Annotated in this window: 20 protein-coding genes; 5 read left to right on the top strand and 15 right to left on the bottom strand. The window is 63.4% G+C overall.

The features are described 5' to 3' along the window. Positions 1–11: 11 nt before the first annotated feature. Positions 12–1118 (bottom strand): NADH:flavin oxidoreductase/NADH oxidase, encoded by a 1107-nt coding sequence (locus tag ABNP31_RS05480; RefSeq protein ID WP_085664570.1) that lies wholly within the window; start codon positions 1116–1118, stop codon positions 12–14. 557 nt (positions 1119–1675) lie between these two features. Here ABNP31_RS05480 and ABNP31_RS05475 point away from each other — a divergent pair. Beyond that, positions 1676–1939: a DUF3077 domain-containing protein gene (locus tag ABNP31_RS05475; RefSeq protein ID WP_338460156.1), complete on the top strand. Its 264-nt coding sequence runs from the start codon at positions 1676–1678 to the stop codon at positions 1937–1939. Between the two features lie 417 nt (positions 1940–2356). Here the strand turns inward: ABNP31_RS05475 and recJ are convergent, their stop codons facing one another. After that, a complete protein-coding gene (recJ, locus tag ABNP31_RS05470) occupies positions 2357–4066 on the bottom strand; it encodes a single-stranded-DNA-specific exonuclease RecJ (protein ID WP_085601932.1) in 1710 nt (569 codons plus the stop codon). Positions 4067–4074: 8 nt separating this feature from the next. Further along, entirely contained in the window at positions 4075–4617 is a 543-nt protein-coding gene (locus ABNP31_RS05465; RefSeq protein ID WP_013971198.1) for a YaeQ family protein, read from the bottom strand. A 133-nt stretch (positions 4618–4750) separates the two neighbouring features. Between ABNP31_RS05465 and ABNP31_RS05460 the strand changes: the two genes are divergently transcribed. Both ABNP31_RS05460 and ABNP31_RS05455 read left to right on the top strand, forming a co-directional pair. Next, positions 4751–5950, top strand: a complete 1200-nt coding sequence (locus ABNP31_RS05460; protein WP_085618237.1) for a CaiB/BaiF CoA transferase family protein — start codon at positions 4751–4753, stop codon at positions 5948–5950. Between the two features lie 20 nt (positions 5951–5970). After that, a complete protein-coding gene (locus ABNP31_RS05455) occupies positions 5971–6846 on the top strand; it encodes a TIGR02285 family protein (protein WP_350013074.1) in 876 nt (291 codons plus the stop codon). 285 nt (positions 6847–7131) lie between these two features. Here ABNP31_RS05455 and ABNP31_RS05450 read toward each other — a convergent pair whose 3' ends face one another. From ABNP31_RS05450 to ffh, 12 genes are all read right to left on the bottom strand, one after another. Continuing rightward, on the bottom strand, positions 7132–7413 hold the full coding sequence (locus ABNP31_RS05450; protein ID WP_350013073.1) for a DUF3509 domain-containing protein: 282 nt from the start codon (positions 7411–7413) through the stop codon (positions 7132–7134). A gap of 79 nt (positions 7414–7492) precedes the next feature. Continuing rightward, entirely contained in the window at positions 7493–7912 is a 420-nt protein-coding gene (locus tag ABNP31_RS05445; protein WP_350013072.1) for a histidine kinase, read from the bottom strand. 216 nt (positions 7913–8128) lie between these two features. After that, a complete protein-coding gene (gene thrC, locus ABNP31_RS05440) occupies positions 8129–9538 on the bottom strand; it encodes a threonine synthase (RefSeq protein WP_010952565.1) in 1410 nt (469 codons plus the stop codon). Between the two features lie 58 nt (positions 9539–9596). Continuing rightward, positions 9597–10901, bottom strand: coding sequence for a homoserine dehydrogenase (locus ABNP31_RS05435; protein WP_046616085.1), 1305 nt, complete (start codon positions 10899–10901; stop codon positions 9597–9599). 83 nt (positions 10902–10984) lie between these two features. Then, positions 10985–11728, bottom strand: a complete 744-nt coding sequence (locus ABNP31_RS05430) for a thioredoxin fold domain-containing protein (RefSeq protein ID WP_025337916.1) — start codon at positions 11726–11728, stop codon at positions 10985–10987. 153 nt (positions 11729–11881) lie between these two features. Next, positions 11882–12778 (bottom strand): site-specific tyrosine recombinase XerD, encoded by an 897-nt coding sequence (gene xerD, locus ABNP31_RS05425; RefSeq protein WP_025337915.1) that lies wholly within the window; start codon positions 12776–12778, stop codon positions 11882–11884. 170 nt (positions 12779–12948) lie between these two features. Next, a complete protein-coding gene (locus ABNP31_RS05420; protein ID WP_025337914.1) occupies positions 12949–13356 on the bottom strand; it encodes an acyl-CoA thioesterase in 408 nt (135 codons plus the stop codon). 94 nt (positions 13357–13450) lie between these two features. Next, entirely contained in the window at positions 13451–13801 is a 351-nt protein-coding gene (gene rplS, locus ABNP31_RS05415) for a 50S ribosomal protein L19 (RefSeq protein WP_003252148.1), read from the bottom strand. A gap of 42 nt (positions 13802–13843) precedes the next feature. Continuing rightward, a complete protein-coding gene (trmD, locus tag ABNP31_RS05410) occupies positions 13844–14596 on the bottom strand; it encodes a tRNA (guanosine(37)-N1)-methyltransferase TrmD (protein ID WP_085664562.1) in 753 nt (250 codons plus the stop codon). 3 nt (positions 14597–14599) lie between these two features. Then, the gene (rimM, locus tag ABNP31_RS05405) at positions 14600–15136 is read right to left on the bottom strand and encodes a ribosome maturation factor RimM (protein WP_025337913.1); all 537 of its coding nucleotides are present in this window, start codon (positions 15134–15136) and stop codon (positions 14600–14602) included. A 5-nt stretch (positions 15137–15141) separates the two neighbouring features. Beyond that, entirely contained in the window at positions 15142–15393 is a 252-nt protein-coding gene (gene rpsP / locus ABNP31_RS05400; protein WP_003259424.1) for a 30S ribosomal protein S16, read from the bottom strand. A gap of 259 nt (positions 15394–15652) precedes the next feature. Continuing rightward, on the bottom strand, positions 15653–17029 hold the full coding sequence (gene ffh, locus ABNP31_RS05395; protein WP_013971189.1) for a signal recognition particle protein: 1377 nt from the start codon (positions 17027–17029) through the stop codon (positions 15653–15655). A gap of 324 nt (positions 17030–17353) precedes the next feature. On the opposite strand from ffh, the gene ABNP31_RS05390 reads away from it, so the two are divergent. Both ABNP31_RS05390 and ABNP31_RS05385 read left to right on the top strand, forming a co-directional pair. Beyond that, on the top strand, positions 17354–18163 hold the full coding sequence (locus tag ABNP31_RS05390) for a cytochrome C assembly family protein (RefSeq protein ID WP_025337912.1): 810 nt from the start codon (positions 17354–17356) through the stop codon (positions 18161–18163). A 9-nt stretch (positions 18164–18172) separates the two neighbouring features. Further along, the gene (locus tag ABNP31_RS05385) at positions 18173–19378 is read left to right on the top strand and encodes a transporter associated domain-containing protein (RefSeq protein ID WP_350013071.1); all 1206 of its coding nucleotides are present in this window, start codon (positions 18173–18175) and stop codon (positions 19376–19378) included. The last annotated feature ends 44 nt before the right edge of the window (positions 19379–19422 follow it).

The raw sequence follows: 19422 nt of genomic DNA, 5'->3' as shown, positions 1-19422 counted from the left end.
CTTGGGTCAGGTCAATCCCGCAGGTCCGACTCGTGAATCGGGTTGGCCCGGCTGGTGGCGCGCTGGTATTGCGCTGGCCAGGTAGCTTTGTTGCCGCCCAGGTCGTCGTCGGCATGCAGCGGCCAGTACGGGTCGCGCAGCAGTTCGCGGGCGAGGAAGATGATGTCGGCCTGGCCAGTGCGCAGAATGTGCTCGGCCTGGGCCGGTTCGGTGATCATGCCCACGGTGCCGGTGGCGATTTCCGATTCCTTGCGCACACGCTCGGCGAAGCGCGTCTGGTAACCCGGGCCGGTGGGGATTTCGGCGTTGACCGAGGTGCCGCCGGAGGACACGTCGATCAGGTCGACGCCCAAGCCACGCAGGCGGCGGGCCAGTTCGACGGTTTCATCCGGGTTCCAGCCGTCCTCGACCCAGTCGGTCGCCGATACCCGCACGAACAGCGGTAACTCGGCAGGCCAGACCTTGCGCACGGCCTCGACCACCTCCAGGGTCAGGCGGATACGGTTTTCGAAGCAACTGCCGTAGTCGTCGCGACGCTGGTTGCTCAGCGGCGACAGGAACTGGTGCAACAGGTAGCCATGGGCGGCGTGGATTTCGACCACCTTGAAACCGGCCTTCAGGGCGCGCTCGGTCGAGGCGACGAAGGCGGCGATCACCTCCTGGATTTCATCTTGGTTCAATTCACGCGGCGCGGTGTGCTGCGGGTCGAAGGCGATTTTCGACGGGCCCACCGGCTGCCAGCCGCCCTCTTCGAGCTTGACGCTGCCTTGCTTGCCCAGCCATGGGCGATAGGTGCTGGCCTTGCGCCCGGCGTGAGCCAGTTGGATGCCGGGCACGCTCCCCTGGGCGGTGATGAAACGGGTGATGCGTTGCAGCGGGGCGATCTGAGCGTCGTCCCACAGGCCGAGGTCTTCAGCGGTGATGCGGCCATCGGCGGTCACCGCCACGGCTTCAGTGATTACCAGGCCAGCGCCACCCACGGCGCGGCTGCCTAAATGGACGAGGTGCCAATCGTTGGCCAGGCCATCGACGGCGGAATACTGGCACATCGGCGAAACGGCGATGCGGTTGGGCAGGGTCAGCTGACGCAGGGTGTAAGGCTCGAGCAGCAGGCTCATGAGGGCACCTCCCAAGGACTCCAATGGTGATCCGGCCCGGACACTCAATTGCACATCCCTGGCCCAGGTCCGGTCATAACTTCAGACTAGACCAGAATGGTTGGGGGGGAGGTTCCATGGGATTTGGTAGAGGTTGAACGGCTCTGCGTTACCAGCCCCATGTCTGATCAGAGTTTCGGATATCCCTTACGGCCCAGATATGGTGAAGCCTAGGTTGAAGAAATAACCTACAAGTCCTGTCGACTCGCGTCTGATTGTTACTGGAATCCTGACTCTCTAGCCTTTGCTGGTCGCTGGCATTCAGCGGCCGGGGGTGGAATCCCGATCAATTACCGAGTAGCTGTCGTCATGGCAGTTGTGCGCGGAAGGCCGCAAAGCCTACCGGGTTTACTCGTAGCCTGGATTCCACACCGCGTACAACTGCCACCCTTCGTGTGGAATCGGAGAGGCGGTCAATCAGCAACCATACGAGTGATTGATATGAAAATGACAGTCCCTGATCCCCCCTCATTTCTTCTCCTTCGACAAAACGCTCAGAATGATCAGGAGAGGGATCAATGAACACAGAAGACACCCAGTTCACCGTCGGCAAGACCACTTTCTTTCAGGGTGAAAACCAGACCCACCCATTATTTCGCATCGAAGCGGGCATTCCGTGCCGAGACGCCCGTGATCAGGCTTCGGAATTGATGGGCTATGTGCGGGAGTTGACCATCGTCGGGCTGATGGATGAGAAACCCATGATGATCTGGGCTGCGCACTATCTCAGTGCAATGGCCAAGGCGCTGATGGATGATGCCGAGTTAGGTATGGCGCGCTGAGTTTGGTGTGATCATCGATCGCACATGGAGCACATTAGCCAGCCCGCCGCAGAGCCTTGTGGGCGGGTTTACCCGCGAAGAATGCGACTTGGTGCATGGCACCGGCTTCGCCGGTGTTCGCGGGTGAACCCGCTCCCACAGGTACAGCGCAAGCCTTGAGCCCGGTGCAGGCCCTGTGGGAGCGGGCATGCCCGCGAAGCAGCGACTCGGTGGATGGCACCGGCTTCGCCGGTGATCGCCGACAAGCCTGCTCCCACAGGTACAGCGCAAGTCTCAAGCCCGCCGCAGGCCCTGTGGGAGCGGGTTTACCCGCGAAGCAGGCGACGCGGTGGATGGCACCGGCTTCGCCGGTGTTCGCGGGTGAACCCGCTCCCACAACGGGCCAGCGCCAGGCCGTCAGCAGCGGCGTATCTACCCTCAGCGCGGCTCCATGTGGGCAATCATCAACTGCACACTTTCATTACCACGAAACTCGTTCACATCCAGCTTGTACGCCAACTCGACCCAACGCACCGTCGGGTTCGGCCACACTTCGCGGTCAATGCCAAAGGCAATGCCGTCCAGCCGCACCGAGCCGCACTCGCTCTTGAGCACCACCTTCAGGTGCCGCTCGCCCACCACGCGCTGCTCCACCAACTGGAACACGCCGTGGAACAGCGGCTCGGGGAAGTGCTGCCCCCAGGGCCCGGCATGGCGCAGGGCCTTGGCCAGGTCGAGGTGAAACTCCTCCACCGCCAGGCTGCCATCGGACAACAGCCGACCGGTCAGGTCCTCTTCGCGCAGCTGGCGTCGCACTTCTTCGTCGAACGCCTCGGCAAATGCCGGGAAATTGGCCTCGGGCAACGACAACCCCGCCGCCATCGCGTGGCCGCCGAACTTGCTGATCAACTGCGGGTGGCGCGCCGCCACGGCATCCAGCGCATCGCGAATATGGAACCCCGGCACCGAACGCGCCGACCCTTTGAGCATACCCTCGCCAGCGTCGGCGAAAGCGATGGTCGGCCGGTGGTAACGCTCCTTCAGGCGCGAAGCCAGAATACCGATAACCCCCTGGTGCCAGTCGGCATCGAACAGGCACAGGCCATATGGCATCGACTCGACAGGCAGGTCCTTGAGCTGGGCCAGGGCCTCGCGCTGCATGCCCTGTTCGATGGACTTGCGGTCCTGGTTCAGGTCGTCCAGCTGCTGGGCCATGTCCTGGGCCAGGGCCGCGTCTTCACACAGCAGGCATTCGATGCCCAGGCTCATGTCATCCAGGCGCCCTGCAGCGTTCAGCCGCGGGCCCAGGATGAAGCCAAGGTCGGTCGAGGTGATGCGCCGGTGATCGCGACGGGCCACTTCAAGAATGGCCTTGAGCCCCGGCCGGGCGCGGCCGGCGCGAATGCGCTCGAGGCCCTGGTGCACCAGGATGCGGTTGTTGGCATCCAATGGCACCACGTCGGCGACGCTGCCCAGGGCAACCAGGTCGAGCAATTCGCCGATGTTCGGCTGCGGCTGCGTTTCGTAGCGCCCCAGGCTGCGCAGGCGCGCACGCAGGGCCATCAGCACGTAGAAGATCACCCCTACCCCGGCCAGCGCCTTGCTCGGGAAACTGCAGCCCGGCTGGTTGGGGTTGATGATGGCGTCGGCGTCGGGCAACTCCGCGCCCGGCAGGTGGTGGTCGGTGACCAGCACCTTGAGCCCGGCGGCCTTGGCGGCTGCCACACCGTCGACGCTGGAAATGCCGTTGTCCACGGTGATCAGCAGCTGCGGCTGGCGTTGCAGCGCCACCTCGACGATTTCCGGGGTCAGGCCGTAACCGTATTCGAAGCGGTTGGGCACAAGGTAGTCGACGTGGGCCGCGCCCAGCAGGCGCAGGCCCAGCACGCCGACAGTACTGGCAGTGGCGCCGTCGGCATCGAAGTCGCCGACGATGAGGATGCGCTGGCGCTGGTCGATAGCCTCGACCAGTAGGTCCACGCCGGCCTCGATGCCCTTGAGCTGCTGGTACGGCAGCAGGCGCGCGAGGCTTTTGTCCAGCTCGGCCTCGCTCTGCACGCCGCGCGCGGCGTACAGGCGGGTCAGCAAGGGTGGCAGGTTACCCAGGAATGGCAGGGTCGGCGGCAGCGGGCGAGGTTCGATACGCATGGGGTGCTTCAGCCGCGCTCACCAAGCAGCCACTCCAGCTGCACTTCGTGCTGGCCACGGTCGTCGGTGACGAACAAGGTGCCTTCACTGATCATCACGTCCCACTTGATGGTGCGTGGCATGTCGGTGGCGAGGGTTTCCAGCACCTCCTGCGGCACGGCGGCAATACTCAGGTTCTTCAAGCCCTTGACCGCGTCCACCACCTTGTTCTGCCATACGCGCAGGCTGCCGTAGGCCAGCAGGCTGGTACGCTCGGTGCGGCGCGAGCACCAGGTCAGTCGGTCGGCGTCCGGCTGGCCCACTTCGATCCAGTGCAGGATGCGATCGTCCAGGCTCTTTTCCCACAGCGCCGCTTCGTCCACATCGGACAGGCCACGGCCGAACGACAGGTTCTCGTTGTACCAAAGGGCGTAGGCCAGCAGGCGTACGGCCATGCGCTCTTCGGTTTCCGAAGGGTGGCGGGCGATGGTCTGACGGACGTTTTCGTACACGCCGCGGTCGAGGTCGGTCAGGTTCAGTTCGAATTTGTAGGTGGTGGACGGCTGGGCCATGGTCGACGGGCTTCTTGCGCAGAGAAAAAGTGACACAGTCTAACCGATACTGCCCTTCGTTGCCCCGCAGCAGTATCTGCCGCTTCGGACCTATGATAAAACCACGCATCTGCCCAGCTGCCACGGATGCCCCATGACTACGCCCAGCAAACCCCTCGCCGGTCTCAAAGTTGTCGAACTCGGCACCCTTATCGCTGGCCCGTTCGCCTCGCGCATCTGTGCCGAATTCGGCGCCGAGGTGGTCAAGGTCGAATCGCCCGATGGCGGCGACCCGTTGCGCAAATGGCGCAAGCTGTACGAGGGCACTTCGCTGTGGTGGTTCGTGCAGGCTCGCAACAAGCAGTCGCTCACCCTCAACCTCAAGCACCCAGAGGGCCGCGAGATTCTCAAGCGCCTGCTGGCCGAGGCCGACATCCTGATCGAAAACTTCCGCCCGGGTGTGCTGGAAAAACTCGGCCTGGGCTGGGACGTGCTGCACGCGCTCAACCCGCGCCTGGTAATGGTGCGCCTGTCGGGCTTCGGCCAGACCGGGCCGATGAAGGACCAGCCGGGCTTCGGCGCCGTGGGCGAGTCGATGGGCGGCCTGCGCTACATCACCGGCTTCGACGACCGCCCACCGGTGCGCACGGGCATTTCCATCGGTGACTCGATTGCTGCCCTGTGGGGGGTGATCGGCGCACTGATGGCGCTGCGACACCGTGAAGTCAACGGCGGCCAGGGCCAGGTGGTGGACGTGGCCCTGTACGAAGCGATCTTCGCCATGATGGAAAGCATGGTCCCGGAGTTCGATGTGTTCGGTTTTATCCGCGAACGCACCGGCAACATCATGCCGGGCATCACGCCCTCCTCCATCCACACCAGCGCCGACGGCAAGCATGTGCAGATCGGCGCCAACGGCGATGCGATCTTCAAGCGCTTCATGCAGGCCATTGGCCGTACCGACCTGGCCGACGACCCGACCCTGGCCACCAACGATGGCCGCGACCTGCGCCGTGACGAGCTGTACGGGGTAATCGACCGCTGGGCCAACAGCCTGCCGCTGGAGCAACTGATACAGGTGCTGAACACCGCCGAAGTGCCGGCCAGCCGCATCTATTCGGCGGAGGACATGTTCAACGACCCGCAGTACCTGGCACGCGAAATGTTCCTGCAGGCCAAGCTGCCGGACGGCAAGCCATTCCGCATGCCGGGCATCGTGCCCAAGCTGTCGGACACCCCCGGCTCCACCGAGTGGGTAGGCCCGGCGCTGGGCGAACACACCGAAGCGCTGCTCGGCAACCTGGGCTACGACGCGGCGGCCATCGCCAGCCTGCGCGCAGCAGGCACGGTCTGACCCTGGCGCGGCCCTGGTCCATGCGCGCTGCCCGTTGCCTACGTCACCTGGTCCTGCTGTGCGGGCTGCTGCCCGCATTGCTGTTGCAACCTGCCAGTGCCAAGGAGCGCCTCTTCTGGCTGGTGCGCGACCTGCCGCCGCTCACCATTCTGGAAGGTCCGGAAAAAGGCCAAGGGGTGATCGACCAGCTGTTGCCCCTGCTGATCAGGCAGATGCCCGAGTACGACCACAGCATCGTGCGGGTCAACCGCGCCCGCGGCATCCAGATGCTTCAGGACCTGAATAGCTTCACCTGCGACCCTACCCTGCTGTGGACGCCGGAGCGCGCCGAATATGTGCGGTTTTCCGTGCCATCCCTGGGCGTACTCAGTGGCGGCCTGGTGCTGCGCAAGGACAGCGAGGCGCTGGTGGCGCCTTACCTCGACGGCCAGGAGGTAGACCTGCATGGCCTGCTGAGCAAGGCCCCGCTGAAGCTGGGGGTTGTCGCCGAGCGCAGCTATGGCACGCAGATCGACGCCATCCTGCGCCAGTTGCCCGACAGCGCGTTCAGCCGCCACTACGGCAACGACGCCACCGCCAACCTGCTACAGATGCAACAGCTCGGGCGCCTGCGCATGGTGCTCGGTTACTGGCCCGAAGTGCGCTACCTGGTGGAGCAGCAAGGCGGGGCACTGGCTGACTACCGGTTTCATCCTGTGCAAGGGGTGAATCGCTACCAGTTTCTGCATGTAGGTTGTTCGAACAGCGAGCTGGGGCGTGAAGCGATTGCGCACATCGACCAACTGCTGCCTGCCTTGCGCCGGGATGTGTTGCCGGGGTTGTATGCACGCTGGCTGGACCCGGCGTTGCAGGAAAACTACCTGGAAGAGAGCAAGCGCTTCTTCGAAGACCACTAGCTGCCCGATCGGCCCCTGTAGGAGCGGCCTTGTGTCGCGATGGGGCGCGTAGCGGCCCCACATTTTCAGCTTCGCCGCGAAGATTGCCGGGGCCGCTTTGCGGCCCGTCGCGACACAAGGCCGCTCCTACAAGGATATGTGCCTGTCCCCCCAAAAAAGAAACCCCGGGCGCTGGGGAAACACGCCCGGGGCCAAGCGAAAGCCCTTGGGGGCTTCCCGTGACAGCCTTGCCAGCGCCGGAGCAAAGCACTGGCCCGGCTGCCCTTACAGTGTCTGATATGCCACTCAGGCAAAGGTTCCATGGGGTTGCTGGCGCTGCTGCAATGCCGCGATCACACAGGGCTGCAAACGCCCTTCGGCGACTTGCAGGTCGCGGTGCAGGCCATCCACCAGGTCGATCAACAGGCTTTGTTCCTGCAACTGGCGCTCGCTGACCGTGCGCCGCAGGGTGATGCCGGCGAGGCGGTCGTGAATGGTCAATTGGCGATTACCCTGGGCATCGGCGATGCCGAGGTGGGTCTTATAGGGGGTCAGGGCTTCGTTGAGCAGTCTGCAGATTCTTTCCATCCGGATCACTCGCTGCGTGGTGGGGTATAGAGGAACTGACCAACAGACGCAGCGGAAAGTTCGTTACACCGCGGCTGCTTCAGTGAGCATGCGGGGCGGACGTGACAGTTTGAATACGCCGCCACGGGCGCGCCTGCAGTGCTTGCAGGGCACGCTGCAGGCTTGGCATCGACAGCGGCCAGGGCAGTTCGGCGAGCACCCACAGGCCCCGGTTTCTGGCCTCTTGGGCAAGGTTGCGGCGCTTGGGGATAGCCTGGCCGACGAACAGCAAAGCGAGGGTTCGGTGCTGCTGTTCGAGCAAGGCAAGGCCGGCCCGGGTAGGCATGGCGTGGTCAAGGATCAACAGATCGGGGCGGTGATCGGCGTTCAGGCAGGCGTCGAGGTCTGCGCTGGTTTCGCTGATGCGCACATGGAACATGCCTTGGGCATTGAGGGCCTGGTGCAGGAGGATCTGATGGGATGGGCGAGCCTGATGGATCAACACGTAGGGCTGGTGCATGAGCCGCTCCTTATGGGAGGACCGGCTAATTTAGGCTTTGCGCTGGGCGGGCCGAATAGGATGTTTCTGATGGAGATGTGGGAAAAGGCTTAGATTTTGGGGCCGCTTTGCGGCCCATCGCGACACAAGGCCGCTCCTACAGGGGAACGCGATTCTCCTGTAGGAGCGGCCTTGTGTCGCGAAAGGGCTGCGTAGCAGCCCCGGAAAGCAACGCCGTTACAGCGGCTTGCCGCGGTTGCCATGCTGGCTGACAAAGCCCTGCACAGCCTTCAGGTCATTGGCCAGCACCGTGCAACGCTCCTCACGGCTGAACAGGTCGCTGAGGTGCGCCGGCAGCTCCAGCGCCTTGCCAACACCGGCCTTCTCCACCGCTTCCGGGAACTTGACCGGGTGCGCGGTACCCAGCACCACCATCGGCGTGTCCAGGCTGCGGCGGCACTCGCGGGCGGCCTTGACGCCGATTGCGGTGTGCGGGTCGAGCACTTCGCCGGTAGCGGCGAACACTTCGGCGATGGTTTCGCAGGTCTGCTCGTCACTCACTGCCAGCGAGTCGAACAGCTTGCGCGCTTCGGTCCAGCGGTCTTGCTCGACGCTGAAGCCGCCACCTTGCTTGAAGTTGGCCATCAGCTCGGCAATGGCGCCGCCGTTGCGGCCGTGCAGGTCGAACAGCAGGCGCTCGAAGTTGGACGAGACCATGATGTCCATCGACGGCGACAGGGTCGCGTGCAGGGTTTCCTTGACGTACTGGTTGCCGCTCATGAAGCGGTGCAGGATGTCGTTGCGGTTGGTGGCGACGATCAGCTGGCTGACCGGCAGGCCCATGTTACGTGCCAGGTAGCCGGCGAAGATGTCGCCGAAGTTGCCGGTCGGCACCGAGAACGCCACGGAACGCGCCGGGCCACCCAGCTGCAGGGCAGCGTGGAAGTAGTAGACGATCTGGGCCATGATCCGCGCCCAGTTGATCGAGTTGACCGCAACCAGGCGGGTGCCCTTGAGGAACGACTGGTCGGCGAAGCTGGCCTTGACCATTTCCTGGCAGTCGTCGAAGTTGCCTTCGATGGCGATGTTGTGGATGTTGTCGCCGAAGATGGTGGTCATCTGCCGGCGCTGCACTTCCGACACGCGCTGGTGCGGGTGCAGGATGAAGATGTCGACGTTGTCGCAACGGCGGCAACCTTCGATGGCGGCGGAACCGGTGTCACCGCTGGTGGCGCCAATGATCACCACGCGCTCGTTGCGCTTGGCCAGCACGTGGTCCAGCAGGCGGCCGAGCAGTTGCAGGGCGAAGTCCTTGAACGCCAGGGTCGGGCCGTGGAACAGCTCCAGCACCCACTCGTTGCTGTTCAGCTGACGCAGCGGGGCAACCGCGGCGTGGGCGAACTCGCCGTAGGTTTCTTCGAGGATCTTCTTGAAGTCGGCGTCGGCGATGCTGCCTTCGACGAACGGGCGCATCACCCGGAAGGCAAGTTCGTGGTACGGCAGGCCGGCCCACGAGGCGATTTCTTCCTGGGTGAAGCGTGGCAGGTTTTCCGGGACGTACAGGCCGCCGTCGCTGGCCAGGCCAGCCAGCAGGACGTCTTCGAAATTGAGGGCCGGAGCCTGGCCGCGGGTACTGATATAGCGCATGGGTGCAAACCTTCGATGCTGGGGCCGGGGCCGCACTGGCGGCCCGCCGGCACTATTGTTAGTTGAGCTGCTCGACGCGAATGCGCACGACCTTGCCGACCACGTCCTGCAGGGCTTCCAGGGCGACGATGGCGTCGTTGATACGCTGCTCGACCACACGATGGGTCAGCAGGATCATCGGCACCAGGCCGTCCTGTTCCTCGGCTTCCTTCTGCATGATCGATTCGATGTTGATGCCACGCTCCGAGAGGATGCTGGCCACCTGGGCCAGTACGCCCGGGTGATCCTTGGCCTGGATGCGCAGGTAGTAGGCGCTTTCACAGGCCTCGATCGGCAGGATCGGGTGGGCCGACAGCGAATCCGGCTGGAAGGCCAGGTGCGGCACGCGGTTTTCCGGGTCGGAGGTCATGGCACGGACCACATCGACCAGATCACCGACCACCGACGAAGCGGTAGGCTCCATGCCGGCACCGGCGCCGTAGTACAGGGTGGAACCGGCGGCGTCGCCGTTGACCATGACGGCGTTCATCACGCCGTTGACGTTGGCGATCAGGCGGTCGGCCGGGATCAGCGTCGGGTGTACGCGCAGCTCGATACCTTCGGCAGTGCGGCGGGCCACACCCAGGTGCTTGATGCGGTAGCCCAGGGCCTCGGCATAATTCACGTCAGCAGTGGTCAGCTGGGTGATGCCTTCGGTGTAGGCCTTGTCGAATTGCAGCGGGATGCCGAAAGCGATCGAGGCCAGGATGGTCAACTTGTGCGCGGCATCGATGCCTTCAACGTCGAAAGTCGGGTCGGCTTCGGCGTAACCCAGCGCCTGGGCTTCGGCCAGCACGTCCGGGAAGGCACGGCCCTTCTCACGCATTTCGGTGAGGATGAAGTTGCCGGTGCCGTTGATGATGCCGGCCAGCCAGTTGATGTGGTTGGCCGACAGGCCTTCGCGGATGGCCTTGATCACCGGGATGCCACCGGCCACGGCCGCTTCGAAGGCGACGATCACGCCCTTCTCGCGGGCCTTGGCGAAGATTTCGTTGCCGTGCACGGCAATCAGCGCCTTGTTGGCGGTGACCACGTGCTTGCCGTTTTCGATGGCCTTGAGCACCAGCTCGCGGGCCACGGTGTAGCCACCGATCAGCTCGATGACAATGTCGATCTCCGGGTTGCTCGCAACTTCGAACACATCAGCGGTAATGGGGGTACCGGTAATCTGGCAGTTCGGGTTCTGCGAGCGCATGGCAATCTGTGCCACTTCAATACCGCGCCCGGCACGGCGGGCGATCTCCTCGGCGTTGCGCTGAAGTACATTGAAGGTTCCGCCACCGACGGTCCCCAACCCACAGATGCCTACTTTGACCGGTTTCACTGTGAACTCCCCATTGAACGGCCGACACCTATGCCGACCGTGAAACATGCCGTCACCCCATGACGACGGCGTACTGAATTGGATTACTTGGCCAGTGCCAGCTTGGCGACCTGCGGTGCCGGCTGGTAGCCCGGAATGACCTGGCCGCTTTCAAGGACGATCGCCGGCGTGCCGTTGACGCCGATCGACTGGCCCAGCTGGAACTGCTTGCTGACCGGGTTGGCGCACTTGGCAGCCTTGATTTCCTCACCCTCGACCATCTTGTCCATCGCCGCACGGCGGTCGCTGGAACACCAGACGGCCTGCAACTGCTGGTCACCCGGCGAACCGAGGCCCTGACGCGGGAAGGCGACATAGCGCACTTCGATACCGCGGCGGTTGAGCTCGGGCACCTCGGCGTGCAGCTTGTGGCAGTACGGGCAGGTGGTGTCGGTGAATACCGTGATGTGCGACTTGGTCTCGCCCTTGGCAGGATAAACCACCATCTCGGCGGCTGGAATGCCGTTGATGAGCTTGGCAATGCCCAGGCGCTCGGTCTTCTCGGTGAGGTTGACCGGCTTGCCGTCCTGGATCTGGAACAGGTAGCCCTGCATCACGAACTGGCCGTCGCCGCTGGCATAAAGCACGCGGCCGCCCTGCAGCTTGACTTCATACAGGCCGCTGACCGGGCTGCTGGCCACGCTTTCGACGGGCACTTCCAGCTCGAGGTTCTGCAACGACTTACGGATGGCCTGCTCGGCGGTGGCATTGCTGTCGGTTGCCGCAGCAACGGCAAAGGTACTGGCCAGCGCCAACGCGGCGGCGGCGAAAAACTGGGTCACGCGCATGGGAACTCCTGAAGGCGGACAGGGGCCGGAGGGCGCCACCTGCGGAAAATACGCGGTGACCGTGCGGCCCTTGGTGCAAACCGCCCAAGCCTACCACATCACACCGCCGGTGAAGGGCCTTGCAAGGACCGGTCGGCGGAACATGAAAAACATTCATCCACGCGGGTGGTGCTGGGCGTGCAATTGCTGCAGGCGGGCCTTGGCGACATGGGTATAGATCTGCGTGGTCGACAGGTCACTGTGGCCCAGCAGCATCTGTACCACGCGCAGGTCGGCGCCATGGTTGAGCAGATGAGTAGCGAAGGCATGGCGCAGGGTGTGCGGCGACAGCGGTTTGTCGATGCCGGCGACCCGGGCATGGTGCTTGATGCGATGCCAGAAGGTCTGGCGGGTCATCTGCTCGCCACGCTGGCTGGGGAACAAGACATCGCTGGGGCGGCCATTGAGCAGTTCGGCGCGGCCATCGCGCAGGTAGCGTTGCAGCCACACCACCGCCTCTTCGCCCATGGGCACCAGGCGCTCCTTGCTGCCCTTGCCCATCACCCGCAGCACGCCCTGGCGCAGGTTGACCTGGTCGAGGGCCAGGCTGACCAGTTCGGTGACCCGCAGGCCGCAGGCGTAAAGCACTTCGAGCATGGCGCGGTCACGCTGGCCGATGGCTTCGCCCAGGTCCGGGGCCTGCAGCAAGGCTTCGACGTCGGCCTCGGACAACGACTTGGGCAGCGGCTTGCCCAGTTGCGGCATGTCCACTTGCAGGGTCGGGTCGATGGCCACCAGCTTTTCCCGCAGCAGGTAGCGGAAGAAGCCGCGCAGGCCGGACAGGAAGCGTGCCGTGGAGCGTGGCTTGTAGCCCTGGTCGAGGCGCCAGGCCAGGTGGTCGAGAATCAGGTCGCGGCCGGCGTCGGGCAAGCTGACGCTGTGTTCCTGCAACCAGCCGTTGAACAGGGCCAGGTCGCTGCGGTAGGACATGCGGGTGTTGTCGGACAGGCCCTTTTCAAGCCACAGGGCGTCGAGGAACTGGTCGATCAGGGGGTGGTCTAGGGCGGGCATTCGGGGCTGCTGGGTGTTGGAGATGGCTTAGTGTTTCACAGCAGCATAATTGTTGTCTGTACTGGCCTCTTCGCGGCTAAAGCCGCTCCCACAGGGATATCACCGCCCTCGAGGTATGTGCGATCCCTGTGGGAGCGGCTTTAGCCGCGAAAGGGCCGGTACTGGAGAACTCAGGCCTGGGGCAAAACCGGCACCGGCCGCTTGTCCTCGTCGATGGCGACGAAGCTGAACACTCCATGAATTGCTCGCTCGCGCCCATCCAGGTACATGTTCTCGACGAACACATCCACCTGCACCTGCAAGCTGGTATTACCCACCTTGATGACCGACCCCACCAACTCGACGATCGAGCCCGCCGGGATCGGGTGCTTGAAGTCGATGCGGTCAGTGGACACGGTCACCAGCGGCAGGCGGCAGAAGCGCGTGGCGGCGATGAACGACACTTCGTCCATCCAGGCCAGGGCGGTGCCGCCGAACAGGGTGTTGTGGTGGTTGGTGGTGTTGGGGAACACCGCCTTGGTCACGCGGGTCACCGACAGCTCGGTGCGGCGCAGGATTTCCTGGTCTCGGGTAGTCATGGCAATCACATCTTCGGGGGTTCAAAACGCAAAAAAGCAGCCCGAAGGCTGCTTTTTTCTCGCTAGGCGGCCTTGGCCACCGGGCAAACTGCACTCAGGACAGTTTTTCCTTGATGCGAGCGGCTTTGCCGGACAGGTCGCGCAGGTAGTACAGCTTGGCTTTACGCACGTCACCACGACGTTTCACGGCCAGGCTGTCGATTTGCGGGCTGTAGGTCTGGAAGGTACGCTCTACGCCAACGCCGCTGGAGATCTTGCGCACGGTGAAGGCGCTGTTCAGACCGCGGTTACGCTTGGCGATAACGACGCCTTCGAACGCCTGCAGACGGGAACGCTCACCTTCCTTCACTTTAACCTGAACGACAACGGTGTCGCCTGGTGCGAAGGTCGGGATTTCCTTGCTCATCTGCTCGGCTTCGAGCTGCTGGATGATCTTGTTGGTCATGCTGTGCTCCTAAGATGGATACGTGATCCACCATCGATACGTTTAACTATCGTCCCGCTCGCGGAGATATTCCTCGAGCAGCTTCTTCTCTTCTCCAGAAAGCGAGCGACTTTCCAGAAGATCGGCGCGTCGTTCGAAGGTCCTACCAAGGGACTGCTTCATTCTCCAACGCCGGATGTGTGCATGGTTGCCACTTAGCAACACGTCGGGAACACGCTGATCCGCATACACCTCAGGCCGGGTGTAGTGCGGGCAATCGAGCAGACCGTCGGTGAAGGAATCTTCTTCCGCCGAATCCACATGCCCTAAAGCTCCGGGCAGCAGCCGTGTAACCGCATCGATCAGTACCATGGCCGGCAGCTCGCCACCGGAAAGCACATAGTCGCCAATCGACCACTCCTCATCGACATGAGCCTCGATAAAGCGCTCGTCGATGCCTTCATAACGACCGGCGATCAGGATCAACGATTCCTGTTCGGCCAGGCCTTTGACCGCCTGCTGAGTCAGCTTGCGGCCTTGTGGCGAAAGGTAGATCACCTTCGCCGCTGCTCCGGTCGCTTGCCTGGCGCTAACCAGGGCGTCTTCCAGAGGCTTGATTTTCATCACCATGCCCGGACCACCGCCAAACGGCCGATCATCCACCGTGTGGTGACGATCTGCGGTGTAGTCCCGCGGGTTCCAGCAAGTCACCTGAAGCAACCCCTGTTTCACCGCGCGGCTGGTAATGCCGTACTCCGTGATGGCCGAGAACATCTCGGGGAACAACGTGATGACGTCTACGCGAAGGTTACCCATCGTTTAGAAGTCCGCGTCCCATTCAACCCGCATCACGCCTGCTTCCAGGTCGATGTCGAGCACGCATTGCGCCGTATAGGGCAACAGACGCTCGCGATCATCCAGGCTGCCTGCGCAGGGCTTGACCACCATTACATCGTTCGCACCGGTCTCCAACAGGTGATCGACCTTGCCGAACAGTTGTTCGTCCTGGTTGATGACCTTCAGGCCCACCAACTGGTACCAGTAGTACTCGTCAGCAGCCAGGTTGGGCAAAAGGCTCCGCGGAATGCAGATTTCGTAACCGCTCAGAAGACGGGCTTCATCACGATCATCGAGGCCTTTCAGTTTCACGACCAGGCCCTTCTGGGAGCCACGACCGTTGACCAGCTCGACCTGCTTTACCTTGCCTTCGTGCCGAAGCGTCCAGCGCGGATAATCCAACAGGTTTTCAATCGGATCGGTAAAGGAATACACCTTCACCTCGCCGCGAACGCCGTGAACCGAAAAAATCTTGCCAACGACGATGAGGTCGTCAGCCTTTTCTGGCGTCGCGTTCATACTACTCAGGCAGCAGCCTTGGCAGCGTCCTTCAGCAGCTGAGCAACGCGCTCAGACGGCTGTGCACCCTGGCTCAGCCAGTAGTTGACGCGCTCTTGGTTGACCGACAGCTTGACTTCGGCGCCAGCAGCGATCGGGTTGAAGAAACCTACGCGCTCAACGAAACGGCCGTCACGGGCGTTACGCGAGTTGGTCACGGTCAGGTGATAGAATGGGCGCTTTTTCGAGCCGCCACGGGCCAGACGAATGGTTACCATGTGAACATCGTTCCTATAGTCGGTGCTGCAGTTGATACAGCAGCTGGTACTGCAAATCTGAATGCCAAATAGGCACACGGGTGCCCAAAAGGCCGCATATTCTCGGGGAATACACGGACATTTGCAAATGACTTTTTCGGCAAGGCCCTGCCCTGCCGTCCAGATCTGCCGGTTGAGCCGCGAAATCCGCGGCCATTGCCCCGCCACGGCGGGGGTTCTGGGCGCCTGCCGGACAAACGGCAGGCCCCCGGAATAGGGTTTACAGCTTCGGCATGCCGCCGCCCGGCAGCATCCCGCCAAGGCCGCGCATCATCTTGGCCATGCCGCCCTTGGCGGAGAATTTCTTCATCATCTTCTGCATTTGCTTGTGCTGCTTGATCAGGCGGCCGACGTCCTGCACCTGGGTGCCGGAACCGATGGCGATACGGCGCTTGCGCGAGCCGCTGATCAGCTCCGGATCACGGCGTTCGGCCGGGGTCATGGAGTTGATGATCGCTTCCATCTGCTTGAACTGCTTCTCGGCGGCGCCCTGGGCGTTGCCCATCTGCGACAGGTTGACCCCGCCGATGCTCGGCAGCTTGTCCATCAGGCCGCCGAGGCCGCCCATGTTCTTCATCTGCTGCAGCTGGTCGCGGAAGTCTTCGAGGTCGAAGCCCTTGCCCTTCTTCAGCTTCTTGGCCAGCTTGTCGGCCTTGGCCTTGTCGATGTTCTGCTCGGCCTGCTCGATCAGGCTGAGCACGTCACCCATGCCGAGGATGCGCGAGGCGACGCGGTCGGGGTGGAACGGTTCGAGGGCTTCGGTCTTCTCGCCCATACCGATGAACTTGATCGGCTTGCCGGTGATGGCACGCACCGACAGCGCGGCACCGCCACGGGCGTCACCGTCGACCTTGGTCAGCACCACGCCGGTCAGCGGCAGCGCCTCGCCAAAGGCCTTGGCGGTGTTGGCGGCGTCCTGGCCGGTCATGGCGTCGACCACGAACAGGGTCTCTATCGGCTTGACCGCGGCATGCAGCGCCTTGATCTCGTCCATCATGTCGGCGTCGATGTGCAGACGGCCGGCGGTGTCGACGATGACCACATCGATGAACTTCAGCTTGGCTTCGCGGATGGCCGCTTCGGCGATGGCCACCGGCTTCTGGCTGATGTCGGACGGGAAGAAGGTGACGCCGATGTCGTTGGCCAGGGTTTCCAGCTGCTTGATCGCTGCCGGGCGGTAGACGTCGGCGGACACCACCATCACGCTCTTTTTCTTGCGCTCCTTGAGGAAGCGCGCCAGCTTGCCGGCGGTGGTGGTCTTACCGGCGCCCTGCAGGCCGGCCATCAGCACCACGGCGGGCGGGGCGGCGTTCAGCGCGAGGTCTTCGTTGGCCGCGCCCATCAGGCTTTCCAGTTCGGCCTGGACGATCTTCACGAACGCCTGGCCCGGGGTCAGGCTGCGCGACACTTCGGTGCCGACTGCACGGTCCTTGACGCTGTTGACGAAATCCTTGACCACCGGCAGGGCAACGTCGGCCTCGAGCAGGGCCATGCGCACTTCGCGCAGCGTGTCCTTGATGTTGTCTTCGGTCAGCTTGGCCTTGCCGGTGACATGGCGCAGCGTCTGTGACAGGCGGTCGGTCAGGTTTTCGAACATGGTGATCCTTTCAGGCCCAGTAAAAGCCGAGGTTTGTCAGGCGCCCAGGGGGGAATGCATACCCGCCGGGCACAGCAAGGCGGCGATTATAGCGAAGTGCGGCGGCGGCGCACACCTTGCTGGCGGCCTGGTAGATATTCGGTGGCTGTGCCGGCCTCTTCGCAGGTGAACCCGCTCCCACAGGGTCTGCACCACATTCGAAACCGGCGCCGTACCTGTGGGAGCGGGCTCACCCGCGAATGCCGCACCGCGGTCTGCCAGTCTTCCTAGACCAGCGCGATCTATGCCAAACTCCGTCTCTTTAAGGCTCGCCAACCAGGACTTATGTTCTCCTCACCCAGCCTCATCCCCAACCTGATCGCCGCCGGCCTATATATAGCTGCGGCAATCTATCAGGGCTCTTACCTTGCCCAGAACCGCAAGGCCGACAAGCGCCTGCTTGCCCTGCTGGGTGCCTTCGCGGTACTCGCCCAGGCCGGTGCGCTGTTCTTCCAGCTGATCACCCCGCTGGGCCTGAGCCTGGACTTCTTCAGTGCCGCCAGCCTGATCGCCGTGGCGGTCATCGCCCTGACTCTGCTGGCCTGCTTGCGCATACCCGTGGAAAACCTGCTGGTGCTGCTGTTCCCGCTGGGCGCGGTGACCGCGCTGCTGGCCCAGTTCGCGCCCCCTGGCACGGTGCCGCTGGTCAACGAAGAGCCGGGCATCCTCGCGCATATCCTGCTGTCGATCCTGGCCTACGGGCTGTTCACCATCGCGGTGTTCCAGGCACTGCTGTTGCTGCTGCAGGACCGCCAGCTGAAGAACAAGCACCCGTCCGGGCTGATCCGCAACTTCCCGCCGCTGCAAACCATGGAAAGCCTGCTGTTCGGTTTCCTCTGGGCCGGCTGGTGCCTGCTGTCGCTGTCGCTGATCTCCGGCTGGCTGTTCCTCGACAACCTGTTCGCCCAGCACCTGGCACACAAGACCCTGCTGGCCTGTGTCGCCTGGGTGGTATTCAGCGTGCTGCTGTGGGGCCGCACCCGCCTGGGCTGGCGTGGCCACAAGGCCATCCGCTGGACGCTGGCCGGTTTCTGCCTGCTGATGCTGGCCTATTTCGGCAGCAAGCTGGTTCGCGAATTCATCCTGCATATCTGACGGCCGCCCATGGATACCCTGCCGTACGCACCGCTATTCGGCACCTTGGCACTGGCGCTGTTGTGGTCGGCGCTGTTTACCGCAGTGGATGCCGCCCGCCTGCAACTCAATGGCGCGCTGCGCACCGGCGAGGACGGCCAGCCCGTGCTGCCGGCCCAGGCCCTGGTGCTGTGCGCCAGCCTGGGCAAGCTACTGGTGCTGGGCCTGGCCTGCCTGGCTGGCCAGCGCCATAGCGGCGAGCACGGCTTCTGGCTGGCCGGGTTGGCCGCCACCCTTGTCCTGCTGGTGTTTGCCGAATATCTGCCGCGGCGCCTGGCCCGGCGCAACCCGCAGGCGTTCGTCAGCCTCGGCACCAGCCTTCTGAAAGTCCCCCTCGCCCTGTTGCAACCGCTGGCCTACCTGCTGGATGGCATTGCCAAGCTGATCCTGCGTCCGTTCCGTGTACAACCCACGGCCGTTGCCTTGCACCCGCAGGAAGCCGACGAGTTCGACGAGGATGAGGAGCACGAAGCACCGCGTCACGGCCTGCTCGACGGCCTGCAGTCACTGGACAAGATGACCGTCAACGACATCCTGGTACCGCGCAACGAAGTGGACGGCATCAGCCTCGACGAGCCGATCGAGCGCATCATCGAGCAACTGATCGTCAGCCGCCACACCCGCCTGCCGGTGTACCACAGCGACATCAACCAGGTTGAAGCAATCCTCAATACCAAGCTGATCAGCCACCTGCTGCCCAAGGCCGAGCTGACCTTGGAGATGCTGCTCGGCGCCTGCTACGAGCCCTATTTCGTGCCCGAGAGCACGCCCCTGCAACTGCAGCTGCTGAACTTCCACAAACAGCAGCGCCGCATGGGCGTGGTGGTGGACGAGTACGGCGAAGTGCTGGGCATCGTCACCCTGGAAGACATCCTCGAGGAGATCGTTGGCGAGTTCGAGGATGAACACAGCCTGGACAACCCTCACGTGCACCCGCAGCCCGATGGCACCTTCGTCATAGACGGCACCGCTTCGCTGCGCGAGATCAACCGCAGCCTGGGCTGGCACCTGCCCTGCGACGGCGGGCCGAAGACCCTCAACGGGCTGGTCACCGAAGCGCTGGAAAGCATCCCGGAAAGCGCCGTTTGCCTGAAGATCGGCCGCTATCGCCTGGAAATCCTCGAAACAGAGGACAATTGTGCCAGCAAGGTACTGGTGTGGACCGTGACCCGATAGCTATACTCGGGTCACGCTTACCCAGCCCCGCCGTCCCGCCTGCT

Origin of the sequence: Pseudomonas asiatica (assembly GCF_040214835.1) — a bacterium.
Taxonomy (GTDB): domain Bacteria; phylum Pseudomonadota; class Gammaproteobacteria; order Pseudomonadales; family Pseudomonadaceae; genus Aquipseudomonas; species Aquipseudomonas putida_Z.
This window is presented reverse-complemented; position numbering and strand designations above follow the sequence as displayed.